Origin of the sequence: Adhaeribacter soli, from assembly GCF_008727925.1 — a bacterium.
GTDB lineage: Bacteria > Bacteroidota > Bacteroidia > Cytophagales > Hymenobacteraceae > Adhaeribacter_A > Adhaeribacter_A soli.
Genome location: NZ_VTWT01000005.1, coordinates 337,085 through 349,531, shown reverse-complemented (window position 1 = coordinate 349,531; position 12,447 = coordinate 337,085). Strand labels below are relative to the sequence as shown.

Here is a 12,447-nt window from a genome sequence, read left to right as displayed (position 1 = left end):
TTTATTTAGATGAGCGAGGAAAAAGCCAACAAGCTGAGTAAAGAAGAAAAGGACAGACGTTTCGAAGCCGAGCTCATGCCGGTGATCGGACCGCTCTATAACTTTGCCTTCCGCCTCACGCTGGACGAAGACGACGCCAACGACCTGGTGCAGGAAACCTACCTCAAAGCCTACCGCTTTTTTGATTATTTCGAGCAAGGAACTAATGCAAAAGCCTGGCTGTTCCGCATCCTGAAGAATTCGTTCATAAACGACTTCCGGAAAAAAAGCAAGCAGCCGGCCAAAGTAGATTACAACGAAGTAGAAAGCTACTACAACACCGAAGATGTTGAAGGCGAGGGCGAAATGGCTGCCACTTCCGACATGCGCTCCCAAGCCGTGCAGGAATTAATTGGCGACGAAGTTGCCAGCGCATTGAACTCTTTACCGGTAGATTTTCGTACTGTAATTATACTCTGCGACCTCGAAGGTTTTACCTACGAAGAAATGGCTAAGATCCTCGATATTCCGATCGGAACCGTCCGCTCCCGCTTACACCGCGCGCGGAATTTCCTGAAGGAGAAGTTGGAAAAATACGCCAGAACCATGGGCTACGATGCGGATTCTGAAACCGAAGAATAAATTTTAACCATTTACACCGATATGGAGACTACTACTACCGAACTGAAAGGCGACGTGACTGCCGCAAGCGATGACTGTCAGAAGATCATCAGCATCCTCGAAATGATTATCGACGACGAGGCAACGTCCGACGACCAGACCTATTTTTACAAGCACCTGGAAGAATGTGCAAACTGCTTCGAAGCGCACCGGCACCAGAAAATGCTCAAAGACTTCCTGAAGCTGAACGTAAAAAGAAAAGATGCGCCTGCCAGTTTGATCTCCACCATCAAAAAGATCGTTCAAGAAACCGTTTAATCCCGCGTGCAAGGTAAGATTATTATCTTCTCGGCCCCGTCAGGAGCCGGCAAAACCACTATTGTAAAACACCTGCTTAACGTAAATTCGCAGCTCAGTTTCTCTATTTCGGCCTGTACCCGCGACAAGCGCGGCCGAAACGAAACCCACGGCAAAGATTACTACTTCATTACGCCCGAAGATTTCCGCAAAAGAATCGAAGAAGATGCTTTTGTAGAATGGGAGGAAGTGTATGAAGGCGCTTTTTACGGCACGCTGAAATCCGAAATAGAACGCATCTGGAGCCTGGGCAAACACGCCATTCTGGATGTAGATGTAAAGGGAGGCCTCGCTATAAAGAATTTCTACAAAGACCGCGCACTGGCTATTTTCGTGAAACCGCCTTCGGTAGAAGAGCTGGCCAAACGCCTCGAAGCCCGTGCCACCGATTCCGCTTCCAGCATTTCCAGTCGGGTGTTCAAAGCCAAGTTCGAGCTTAGTTTCGAAAACAAGTTCGACCGCGTAATTGTAAACGACGACCTGGAAAAAGCCTTTGGCGAAGCCGAAAAACTGGTGAACGATTTCCTGACCTCCGAAGAAGCCATTGTATGAAAGTAGGCTTGTTGTTCGGTTCCTTTAATCCCGTTCACATCGGCCATCTTATTATTGCAAACTACATGGCCCAGAACACCGACCTCAAACAGGTCTGGTTCGTTGTGTCGCCTCAGAATCCGTTCAAGCAAAGCCATACGCTGCTGCACGAGCAGGACCGCCTGCAAATGGTGCGCCTGGCAATAGATGATAATGCCGCGCTTAATGCCACCGACATCGAGTTCAACATGCCGCGGCCCAGCTACACCATCGATACGCTGGCCTATTTGCAGCAACGTTACCCCAGCTACGAATTTGCCCTCATTATGGGCGAAGACAACCTGCCCACGCTGCCGAAGTGGAAAAACTACGAGCAGCTCCTGGCCAATCACGAAATATACGTTTACCCGCGCAGCCGCACGGCCGAAACCGTACTGAAAAGCCACCCAAAAGTAAAACTGGTGCCCGCGCCCAACCTGGATCTTTCCGCCACCTTCATCCGCGAAACGGTAAAAGCCGGCAGATCGATCCGGTATTTAGTGCCGGAAAGCGTAGAGAATTACATTAAACTGAAAAAGTTCTGGGTATAGGAAACTAGAAACGCTATTAAATAAACAAAAAACCTGCTGTCTGTGGTCTATCCGCAAACAGCAGGTTTTTTTATTTGCTAAAGAAACTGATTCCTTATGAATATAAATTGAAGCAGGCTTTGGCTTACAGCAAAAAAAAATACGATCAAACAAAAAAGCCTTTCAGCACGCTGAAAGGCTTTTTTGTTGATGAAGTCTTGATACTTAAGTCTTGCTACCTGTGTCTAGATAGTCATGATCTCCGCTTCTTTCTTGCTCAGCAGTTCGTCTACTTTCACAATGTAAGCGTCGGTTAATTTCTGGACTTTGGCTTCCGCATCCTTAATGGCATCTTCGGCAGCGCCATCTTTCAAAAGCTTTTTCAGGGAATCGTTCACGTCTTTGCGAACATTACGGATGCGCACTTTACCGCTTTCGGTTTCATTTTTCACCTGTTTTACCAGGTCGCGGCGGCGTTGCTCGGTTAAAGCCGGAATGTTCAGGCGAATGCCGTCGGCTTCCTGCATAGGCGCCAGGCCCAGGTCGCTGTTCTTAATGGCTTTGTTTATTTCGCCCAGCATGTTTTTCTCCCATGGCTTAATCATTAAAGTACGGGCATCGGGCGTAGTTACGTTGGCAACTTGAGAAATTGGGGTTGGTGTACCGTAATAATCCACACGAATGTCTTCTACCATGGCCGGCGAAGCTTTGCCCGCACGGATCTTAGTTAATTCAATTCCGGTATGGTTCAACGCCTTTTGCATCGATTCTTCGGCGTCGTCTAAATACATCTTAATTTCTTCGGTCATCTTATTCTATTTAAATAGCGTAGTAAACTCAAATTTTATTTAATGGTTTCCGGCTTGTGCCGAAACAGTAGCAAAAATGCACCAAAAAGTCGAACAATCGAAAATCTGACGGTCGAAAATTCGAAATTAAATCGGCTGCTCGGTAGGTTCCATGCTTACCAGCGTACCAATTTCTTCGCCGTCCAGCACTTTGCTCAAGTTGCCTTTCTTGTTCATGTCGAATACGATGATCGGCAGGTTATTTTCTTTGCAGAGCGTAAAGGCAGTCATATCCATTACGTTCAGGTCTTTTTCGAAAACTTCCTGAAAGGTAATGTTGGTATAACGGGTCGCTTTCGGATCTTTCTCCGGGTCGGCAGTATAAATGCCGTCTACGCGCGTACCTTTCAATACCACATCGGCTTCAATTTCAATCGCCCGTAAGCTCGCTGCCGAATCGGTGGTAAAGTAAGGGCTGCCAATGCCGGCACCGAAAATTACCACGCGGCCTTTTTCCAGGTGGCGCATGGCCCGGCGACGAATATAAGGCTCACAAACCTGCTGAATGTTGATACCGGAAAGCAAACGGGTATTTACGTTAATTTTTTCCAGCGCACTCTGTAAGGCCATACTATTGATCACGGTAGCCAGCATTCCCATGTAATCGCCTTGTACGCGGTCCAGACCAACTTCTTCGGCCTGCATGCCGCGGTAAATGTTGCCGCCGCCAATTACAATGGCCACCTGCACGCCCATATCCACTACCGATTTTATTTCGGCCGAATATTCTACCAGGCGGTTCGGGTCGATGCCGTAGTTTTGTTCACCCATCAGCGATTCGCCGCTTAACTTCAGTAAGATCCGCTTATATTTCACTTTATATCTGTTTTATAGTTTCTAAATAAATCTGCCTGGTTTTGCTGTTCAGATCATTAACAGTTTGCAACCCGAAATTCTTACCGTATTTCTTCAGTTTTTTTGAATTGCCCCGGTCTTCAGGCCGGGGTATAGTAAATCAGATTTTTTGGCTTTAGCCTAATCCTAATAGTAATTCAAGCTAAAAAGTTCGGCTAAAGCCAGAATCGGTTTGCTTTTATCCCCGGCCTAAAGGCCGGGGCAAATTAATGCCTGCAATAATTGTCCGATCCAACAATCAACAATCAACAATTCCAAAGTCGAACAATCGAATATCGAACAATCGAACAGTCGAGCTTAAAATTCCAGCAGCACCTGGCCTTTTTCCACGTTGTCCTTCACGTTCACCTTAATGGCTTTCACCACGCCGTCGCCCGGAGATTTCAGGATGTTTTCCATCTTCATCGCCTCCAGTACCAGGATCTGGTCGCCTTTTTTCACCTCGTCGCCCGGTTTTACTTTAATGTCGATTACCAGGCCCGGCATCGGCGCTTTAATGTCGTTGAACTTTTTCTCGGTGGCATCGCTCATGCCCATCTGGGCAAGCAGCAGATCGAAACGGTCTTTTACCGAAACCGTGTGCAGCGTACCGTTAATTTTCAGGGTGAAGGTTTTGGCTTTATAATCAGCTTCTACCAGTTCGGCCGAATACGAAACGTTGTCTTTAATAATATGAAAGCGGTTGGCATCGATCTGAACCAGGTCCCAGTTGAACGGTTCGCCGTTCAAAAGCAGGTTGCCTTGTTTGTTATCTACCTGCCAGGAAGTATCGCCGGATTTTACCTGCAGCATATTCGGGTAAGTTTAAAGCTTGAAATTGCGGGATTTCGAAGGGAATTTCCCAAATTGAGGCAAATTTAAGGATTTCGCTATGAATTTGAAGGCTTTTGCGGTAATAAGTTTCGCAGTGGCAACCGGTATGCTTTCGGGCTGTAAAACTGCCAAACCGGGTACAAATCAAAACAATGCTTCTCTAGGAATTATAACCGCGCCTGAAAAGCAAAAAACCGTACCGGAATGGGTGCCAAAACCGGCTCCGTACCAGCCTTCCCGCACCCAGCTCAACGACATCATCCATACCAAACTCCGCGTCAGCTTCGACTGGCAAAAGCAGCATCTGCTCGGCGAAGCCACTTTAACCTGCAAGCCGTATTTTTATCCGCAAAATACTCTGATTCTGGATGCCAAAGGCTTCGATATTAAGAGCATAGAACTGGCCAGCGGGAAAGAGCTGAAATACACCTACGACGGCAAAAAACTGAACATCACCCTCGATAAAACCTACACCCGCGATCAGAAATACGAAGTTTATATTAACTACGTAGCCAAACCCAACGAACTGGAAGCCGGGGGCTCGGCAGCAATCACTTCCGACAAAGGTCTGTATTTTATTAATCCGCTAGGGGAGGAGAAAGACAAACCCCGCCAGATCTGGACACAGGGCGAAACCGAAGCCAGTTCCTGCTGGTTCCCGACCATCGATTCGCCGAACGAGAAGATGACCCAGGAGCTTTATATTACCATTGAGAAGAATTTCAAAACGCTTTCCAACGGAACCCTTATCTACTCGAAAAATAACGCCAACGGCACCCGCACCGATTACTGGAAAATGGAACTGCCGCACGCGCCTTACCTCACCATGATGGCCATTGGCGAATTTGCGGTAGTGCGCGATACCTGGAAAAATAAAGACATCGATTATTACGTAGAGCCTAAATATAAGAACAGCGCCAAAGGCATCTTCGGCAATACCCCGGAAATGCTAACCTTTTTCAGCCAGAAACTAGGGGTAGAATATCCCTGGGAGAAATACGCCCAGGTAGTGGTGCGCGATTACGTTTCCGGCGCCATGGAAAATACGTCGGCCAGCGTGTTCGGGGAATTTGTGCAGCTTACCAACCGCGAACTGCTCGACCACAGCATGGACGAAATTATTGCCCACGAGCTTTTCCACCAATGGTTCGGCGACTTGGTAACTACCGAAAGCTGGAGCAACCTGCCCCTGAACGAAAGTCTGGCCACCTACGGCGAATACCTGTGGTTCGAGCATAAATTAGGGGTAGACGAAGCCGACCTGGCCCTGAACAACGATCTGAAAAGCTACCTCCGCGAAGCCGAAACCAAACAAGTACCCCTGATCCGCTACCATTACCAGGATAAAGAAGACATGTTTGACCGGCATTCTTATCAGAAAGGCTCCCGCGTCATGCACATGCTCCGCAAATACGTCGGCGACGAAGCTTTTTTTGCCTCTTTAAAGAAATACCTGGTAGAGAATAAATTCAAAACCGTAGAAATCCACAACTTAAGATTAGCTTTCGAAGAAGTTACCGGCGAAGACCTGAACTGGTTTTTCGATCAATGGTTCCTGCAGCCGGGCCATCCGCAGCTGAAGGTTTCGCAGCAATACGCCAACGGCAAGGTGATTTTAAATATTCAGCAAACCCAGGATTCAACTTTCACTCCTATATATAAGCTGCCCCTGAAGGTGGTCGTATGGACCAATAACCAGAAAACCGAACACCCGATCACCATTACCAAAGCAAACCAGACGTTCGAACTGCCTGCCGCCGCCCAGCCCCAGTTGGTTTTGGTAGATGCCGAAGCGCAGCTGCTCGGTACGCTTCAGCACGAGAAAAGTCCGGCCGAACTCATTTACCAGTACTACCACGCCGGCAAAGCAGTTCCAAGATTGCAGGCCCTGCAGGCACTTACTGCCAAAACCTCGGAACCGGAAGTACAGAAACTGCTGCAAAATGCCCTCAACGATAAATTCTGGCTTATCCGCAGCCAGGCCGTTACGAACTATAATTTAACTACCCGCCGCTTCAACAACGAAAAGGAGGGCGCCAAAGACTTTTCCGCTCCTGAATACAACCCGGTAAAGCAAAGGATCCGCGAAATAGCTTTAAAGGACCCAAAGACCTCCGTTCGCGCCGATGCCATCGCTACGCTGGCCAGTTTCAAAGATCCGGCTTATCTCCCTGTTTTCGAAAAAGCCCTGCAGGATAGTTCTTACACCGTAGTCTCGGCCGGCGTAGATGCGTTGATTTCCCAGGAGAATGTGCAGCCTTACCAGACAAAGCTCAAGAATTTAAAAAATACAGAAAGCGAAGAAGTAGTAGCCGCCCTCGCATCTTTCTATGCCCGCCACGGCGAAGGCACCGAATACCCCTGGTTTGAAAAGCAACTGACCCGCCTTTCCGGTCCGGCATTAACTTCTTTTCTGCCGGCTTTTGCCGCTTACTTATATAAAGTGGAAAATCCCGAACGTCAGAACGGAATAAACGCGATCGAAAACCTGGCAAAGACCCATAATGCGTATTATGTACGCCTGGCCGGTTATCAGGCGCTAACGCTTTTGGCCGACGAACACGGGGTGCAGGAACGCCTGAAAACGATCAGAAACAACGAAAAAGACGAAAGGTTACAGCGGATTTATAAGCAAATGCAGTAAAACGCTATATTTTTTCAAAAAAAAACAGGCAAGTAGTTTTAACTATTGAAAAAAGTTGTACTTTCGCATCGGTTTAAGGGAAAACGGTACTTTAAACCAGTCGAAAATAAACCTGAAAATATTTTTTCAGAAAAGTTTGACAGATTGAAAAAAGCAATTAATTTTGCAGCTCCTTAGGGAAACACGCTGAGAGTAGCGGTTCTGAAAAAGGATGTTTTTTGAAATATGGGGAGATTCCAGAGCGGCCAAATGGGACGGACTGTAACTCCGTTGTTGTAATGACTTCGAAGGTTCGAATCCTTCTCTCCCCACCAATTCTTTCATTAAACAAGCGGAAGTAGCTCAGTTGGTAGAGCGATAGCCTTCCAAGCTATAGGTCGCGGGTTCGAACCTCGTCTTCCGCTCAAAACAATGCAAGACAGATTTAAACGGTAGGTTTAAATCTTTTTTTGTTAATGCAATAAGCCGACGTAGCTCAGGGGTAGAGTACTTCCTTGGTAAGGAAGGGGTCGTGGGTTCAATTCCCATCGTTGGCTCAAAAGCGTATTTTATATTCTTTTCATAAATTAGTTTCAAACTATATCTAATATTCTTTAAAAATGGCTAAAGAAACATTTGATCGTTCCAAACCGCACGTAAACATCGGTACTATTGGGCACGTTGACCACGGCAAAACTACCTTGACTGCCGCTATTACTCAGGTTTTAGCGAACAAAGGTTTAGCTGCAAAACGCGATTTCTCTTCTATTGATAATGCTCCTGAAGAAAAAGAGCGTGGTATTACTATTAACACTTCCCACGTAGAATATTCTACTGAGAACCGTCACTATGCACACGTTGACTGCCCAGGTCACGCTGACTACGTGAAGAACATGGTAACTGGTGCTGCTCAGATGGACGGTGCTATCCTGGTAGTTGCTGCAACTGATGGTCCTATGCCACAGACACGCGAGCACATCCTTTTAGCTCGTCAGGTAGGTGTACCTGCTCTGGTTGTTTTCATGAACAAAGTGGACATGGTAGACGATCCGGAATTATTAGAACTTGTTGAGATGGAAATCCGCGAGCTTCTTTCTTTCTACGATTTCGATGGCGACAACATTCCGGTTATCCAGGGTTCTGCTCTTGGTGGTCTGAACGGCGATCCGAAATGGGTAGCTACAATCGAAGAGCTGATGGCTGCAGTAGATAGCTACATTCCAATCCCGGCTCGTTTAACTGATCTTCCATTCCTGATGCCAGTTGAAGACGTGTTCTCTATCACTGGTCGTGGTACAGTAGCTACTGGCCGTATCGAGCGTGGTGTAATCAACTCTGGTGAGCAGGTAGATATCTTAGGTATGGGTGCTGAAGGCCTGAAGTCTACAGTAACTGGTGTTGAGATGTTCCGTAAGATCCTTGACAGAGGTGAAGCTGGTGACAACGTAGGTCTGTTACTCCGTGGTATTGAGAAAACCGATATCCGTCGTGGTATGGTAATCTGCAAGCCAGGTTCTGTGAAGCCGCACATGAAGTTTAAAGCTGAGGTTTACGTTCTTTCTAAAGAAGAAGGGGGCCGTCACACACCATTCTTCAACAACTACCGTCCACAGTTCTACTTAAGAACTACTGACGTAACGGGTGTAATTACCCTGCCAGAAGGTGTTGAAATGGTTATGCCAGGCGATAACATCACCATCACTGTTGATCTGATCAACAAAGTAGCGATGGAAAAAGGTCTGCGTTTCGCGATCCGCGAAGGTGGCCGTACTGTAGGTGCAGGTCAGGTAACTGAAATCCTAGACTAATTAATTTAATAAGGCCCCGTTCTGTAGAAAATTCTTTGGAGCGGGGCTTTGTTTTCATAAAATTAATTCTTAAATTTGCACTCCAATTCACATTTAGTTGATTTGTGAGTGCATTTTTTTACACGGGCGTAGCTCAATTGGTAGAGTAGTGGTCTCCAAAACCATTGGCTGGGAGTTCGAGTCTCTCCGCCCGTGCTAGTTATTAAGTTAACAAATAAAAAATTACCGAAGTGAAGAAATATATCAGCGAAACTATTACGGAGATGCGGCATAACGTTGCATGGCCGACTTATACAGAATTACAAAAGAGTTCAGTATTGGTTCTGGTAGGAACGTTAGTATTTGCTTTGGTAGTAGGTACCATGGATTACATCTACGATGCCGGCCTTTCTTTGTTTTACAATCAATTTTAATTTCAGCACATGGCGGAATTAAAATGGTATGTAGTGCGCGCGGTGAGCGGGCAGGAGAAAAAGGCTAAAGCGTACATGGAAACCGAGATCATGCGTCAGGGCCTTACCGAGTATGTGCCCCAGGTATTGATACCGGCCGAAAAGGTGTACGAAATGCGGAACGGTAAAAAGCGCGTGAGAGAAAGAAATTTCTTCCCGGGCTATGTACTGGTACATGCAGACCTTTCGCACGGCGAAGCTGAACACATTATTATCAGCACGCCGGGCGTAATTGGCTTCCTTGGTGCGAACGAAGGAAGAAATAAAGAAAACAGCAAGCCGGTTCCGTTACGCTTGTCAGAAGTTAACCGGATCTTAGGAACGGTAGACGAAGCCGAGGAACAGGTAGAAGTACTGGAATCGCCATTTATTGTTGGCGAAACAGTAAAAGTAATGGACGGTCCGTTCAACGGCTTCTCCGGAACAGTGGAAGAAGTGTTCGAAGAGCGGAAGAAACTGAACGTTATGGTGAAGATCTTCGGCCGTAATACGCCGGTAGAACTAAACTACGTGCAGGTAGAAAAAGAGTCCTGATTAAAAAGAGTACAAATTGGGTTTATACCCGAACTTAAATAAAACAATGGCAAAAGAAATTAAAGGTTATCTGAAGCTACAGATAAAGGGAGGCGCCGCGAATCCTTCGCCGCCGGTGGGACCTGCACTTGGCTCGAAAGGCTTAAACATCATGGAGTTCTGCAAGCAGTTCAATGCAAGAACCCAGGATAAAGCTGGCCAGGTTTGTCCGGTACTGATTACAATGTACACCGACAAGTCATTCGACTTTGTGGTTAAAACTCCACCAGCACCGGTTATGCTTATGGAAGCCGCTAAAATAAAGAACGGTTCCAAAGAGCCTAACCGTAATAAGGTTGGTTCAGTTACCTGGGATCAGATCAGAGAAATCGCTACAGTTAAAATGCCGGATTTGAACGCATTTAAAATTGAAGCAGCGATGAGCCTGGTTGCAGGAACTGCCAGAAGCATGGGTATCACAGTAACAGGTACAGCTCCTTGGAGTGAATAATCAGAAAGGTAGAAATGGCTAAAAATACAAAAAACCGCAAAGCGGCATTGGCAAAAGTTGATTTGAATAAAGAGTATTCTTTAGGAGATGCAGCTGGTGTAGTAAAAGAAATTACTTTTACCAAATTCGATGCTTCCGTAGACATCGACGTTCGTTTAGGCGTTGACCCACGGAAAGCAGACCAGATGGTAAGAGGTATTGTTACATTACCACACGGTACAGGTAAAGAAGTTAAAGTATTGGTTCTTTGCACCCCGGATAAAGAGCAGGAAGCAAAAGATGCTGGCGCTGATTACGTAGGTCTGGACGATTATATCGCCAAGATCGAAAAAGGCTGGACAGATGTTGATGTGATCATCACCATGCCGGCTGTAATGGCAAAAGTAGGTCGTTTAGGCCGTATCTTAGGTCCTCGTAACCTGATGCCAAACCCGAAATCCGGTACAGTTACACCGGAAGTTGGCAAAGCGGTAAAAGAAGTGAAAGCTGGTAAGATCGACTTTAAAGTAGACAAAACCGGTATCATTCACACCAGCATCGGTAAAGTATCTTTCTCTCCTGAAATGCTTGCTGCAAACGCTGCCGAAGTTATCGCAACGTTAAATAAATTAAAGCCTTCATCTGCTAAAGGTACTTACATCAGAAGTGTAACCCTTTCCAGCACCATGAGCCCGGCGGTAACGGTTGACAAGAACTCAATCTAAGAAGGAAGACAATGACAAGAGAAGAAAAACACGCAATCGTACAGGAGCTGGCAGAGAAATTTGCTTCTAACAGCTTCTTTTATATCACCGATGCAGGTGGCATGACCGTTGCCGGTATCAACCGCTTCCGTCGTCTTTGCTTCGACAAAGGCATGGAGTACAAAGTTTACAAGAATACGCTTATCCGTAAGGCTTTAGATACTTTAGGTGCTGATACTTCCGAAATGGACAAGGCTTTAAAAGGCCAGTCTGGTATCCTGTTCTCCGCAGAAAGCGGCAGCGCTCCGGCGCGTTTACTGCAGGACTTCTACAAAAAAGAAGCTTACGGTAAGAAAGATATCGCAAAACCAGTTTTCAAAGGCGCATACATCGACAGCGACCTGTTTGTAGGAGGAGAGTATCTGGATACTTTATCCAAGATCAAATCCAAGCAGGAACTCATTGGCGAAGTTATTGGTCTGTTACAGTCTCCAGCGAAGAACGTTATTTCTGCGTTATCAAGCGGCGGCAACAAACTGGCTGGTATCCTGAAAACTTTATCCGAAAAAGAATAACAATTTAATCAATCAATAAATAACTTTTTAATTTTTATAAAAATGGCAGATTTGAAAGCATTCGCAGAGCAGTTAGTTAATTTAACTGTTAAAGAGGTAAATGAACTAGCTACTATCCTGAAGGATGAATACGGCATTGAGCCTGCTGCTGCTGCTCCTGTAATGATGGCTGGCGGTGGTGGTGGTGAAGCCGCTGCAGTTGAAGAAAAAACTTCTTTCGATGTGATCCTGAAAAACGCTGGTGCTTCTAAGTTAGCAGTAGTTAAGTTAGTAAAAGAACTTACTGGCTTAGGTCTGAAAGAAGCTAAAGAATTAGTAGATGGCGCTCCAAAAGAACTGAAAGCTGGTGTTGCTAAAGACGAAGCTGATTCTTTAAAGAAAGCTTTAGAAGAAGCTGGTGCTGAAGTAGAGGTAAAATAATTACCCTCCAGTAACCATATTCACAGAATTAGACCTGGCATTTCGTCAGGTCTTTTCCTGTTTGTACCCGATTAACATTACTGAATAGAATAACCGGTTTGCCGACGGGCAAAAGGGCTCCGGTTCGGAGGAGCGCAGGATTACTTTTTTTAACATAAGACCACAGGGTTTTAAGCAGGAGTTTTCCCGGTTAGTGAGTCAGTGATTTCCGAATAGTTTGAGGTGCCAATTATTTGCCAGGCTCGAGACCGGCAAGAAAAAAGAATTTAACTGAAACATTTAAATTTTT

15 protein-coding genes and 4 tRNA genes are annotated in these 12,447 nt (G+C 46.0%); 16 read left to right on the top strand and 3 right to left on the bottom strand.

The genetic code is table 11. From position 1 onward, the window contains the following. The first annotated feature begins 9 nt into the window (after positions 1–9). The 4 genes from F0P94_RS11185 to nadD are packed head-to-tail and all read left to right on the top strand — an operon-like array spanning position 10 to position 2,078. On the top strand, positions 10–621 hold the full coding sequence (locus tag F0P94_RS11185) for a sigma-70 family RNA polymerase sigma factor (protein ID WP_150903963.1): 612 nt from the start codon (positions 10–12) through the stop codon (positions 619–621). Between the two features lie 21 nt (positions 622–642). After that, positions 643–918, top strand: a complete 276-nt coding sequence (locus F0P94_RS11180) for a hypothetical protein (RefSeq protein ID WP_150903962.1) — start codon at positions 643–645, stop codon at positions 916–918. Positions 919–924: 6 nt separating this feature from the next. Beyond that, positions 925–1,509 carry a guanylate kinase gene (gmk, locus tag F0P94_RS11175; protein ID WP_150903961.1) on the top strand — a complete coding sequence of 195 codons (585 nt, stop codon included), beginning with the start codon at positions 925–927 and terminating at the stop codon, positions 1,507–1,509. Then, positions 1,506–2,078, top strand: a complete 573-nt coding sequence (nadD, locus tag F0P94_RS11170) for a nicotinate (nicotinamide) nucleotide adenylyltransferase (RefSeq protein WP_150903960.1) — start codon at positions 1,506–1,508, stop codon at positions 2,076–2,078. Before gmk ends, nadD begins: the two co-directional genes overlap by 4 nt. A 224-nt stretch (positions 2,079–2,302) precedes the next feature. On the opposite strand, the gene frr is transcribed toward nadD, so the two are convergent. The 3 genes from frr to F0P94_RS11155 all read right to left on the bottom strand — a co-directional run bounded on the left by frr (position 2,303) and on the right by F0P94_RS11155 (position 4,552). Next, a complete protein-coding gene (gene frr / locus F0P94_RS11165) occupies positions 2,303–2,866 on the bottom strand; it encodes a ribosome recycling factor (protein ID WP_150903959.1) in 564 nt (187 codons plus the stop codon). A gap of 126 nt (positions 2,867–2,992) precedes the next feature. Further along, positions 2,993–3,721, bottom strand: coding sequence for a UMP kinase (gene pyrH, locus F0P94_RS11160; protein WP_150903958.1), 729 nt, complete (start codon positions 3,719–3,721; stop codon positions 2,993–2,995). A gap of 336 nt (positions 3,722–4,057) precedes the next feature. Then, on the bottom strand, positions 4,058–4,552 hold the full coding sequence (locus F0P94_RS11155) for an acetyl-CoA carboxylase biotin carboxyl carrier protein subunit (protein ID WP_150903957.1): 495 nt from the start codon (positions 4,550–4,552) through the stop codon (positions 4,058–4,060). Between the two features lie 79 nt (positions 4,553–4,631). On the opposite strand from F0P94_RS11155, the gene F0P94_RS11150 reads away from it, so the two are divergent. From F0P94_RS11150 to rplL, 12 genes are all read left to right on the top strand, one after another. Then, on the top strand, positions 4,632–7,217 hold the full coding sequence (locus F0P94_RS11150) for a M1 family metallopeptidase (protein ID WP_150903956.1): 2,586 nt from the start codon (positions 4,632–4,634) through the stop codon (positions 7,215–7,217). 227 nt (positions 7,218–7,444) lie between these two features. Continuing rightward, positions 7,445–7,531 (top strand) — tRNA-Tyr (locus tag F0P94_RS11145). Between the two features lie 17 nt (positions 7,532–7,548). Next, a tRNA-Gly gene (locus F0P94_RS11140) sits at positions 7,549–7,621 on the top strand. 60 nt (positions 7,622–7,681) lie between these two features. After that, positions 7,682–7,753: transfer RNA gene (locus tag F0P94_RS11135), tRNA-Thr, on the top strand. A gap of 63 nt (positions 7,754–7,816) precedes the next feature. Next, positions 7,817–9,004 carry an elongation factor Tu gene (tuf, locus tag F0P94_RS11130; protein ID WP_150903955.1) on the top strand — a complete coding sequence of 396 codons (1,188 nt, stop codon included), beginning with the start codon at positions 7,817–7,819 and terminating at the stop codon, positions 9,002–9,004. Between the two features lie 122 nt (positions 9,005–9,126). Next, positions 9,127–9,199, top strand: a tRNA-Trp gene (locus F0P94_RS11125). Between the two features lie 35 nt (positions 9,200–9,234). Then, entirely contained in the window at positions 9,235–9,417 is a 183-nt protein-coding gene (gene secE, locus F0P94_RS11120) for a preprotein translocase subunit SecE (protein WP_317133061.1), read from the top strand. 9 nt (positions 9,418–9,426) lie between these two features. Continuing rightward, entirely contained in the window at positions 9,427–9,990 is a 564-nt protein-coding gene (gene nusG / locus F0P94_RS11115; RefSeq protein ID WP_150903953.1) for a transcription termination/antitermination protein NusG, read from the top strand. A gap of 46 nt (positions 9,991–10,036) precedes the next feature. Further along, positions 10,037–10,480 carry a 50S ribosomal protein L11 gene (rplK, locus tag F0P94_RS11110; protein WP_150903952.1) on the top strand — a complete coding sequence of 148 codons (444 nt, stop codon included), beginning with the start codon at positions 10,037–10,039 and terminating at the stop codon, positions 10,478–10,480. 14 nt (positions 10,481–10,494) lie between these two features. Next, the gene (gene rplA / locus F0P94_RS11105; protein WP_150903951.1) at positions 10,495–11,184 is read left to right on the top strand and encodes a 50S ribosomal protein L1; all 690 of its coding nucleotides are present in this window, start codon (positions 10,495–10,497) and stop codon (positions 11,182–11,184) included. 11 nt (positions 11,185–11,195) lie between these two features. Further along, the gene (gene rplJ, locus F0P94_RS11100; RefSeq protein ID WP_150903950.1) at positions 11,196–11,738 is read left to right on the top strand and encodes a 50S ribosomal protein L10; all 543 of its coding nucleotides are present in this window, start codon (positions 11,196–11,198) and stop codon (positions 11,736–11,738) included. Positions 11,739–11,780: 42 nt separating this feature from the next. After that, entirely contained in the window at positions 11,781–12,158 is a 378-nt protein-coding gene (rplL, locus tag F0P94_RS11095; RefSeq protein ID WP_150903949.1) for a 50S ribosomal protein L7/L12, read from the top strand. Positions 12,159–12,447: the final 289 nt, after the last annotated feature.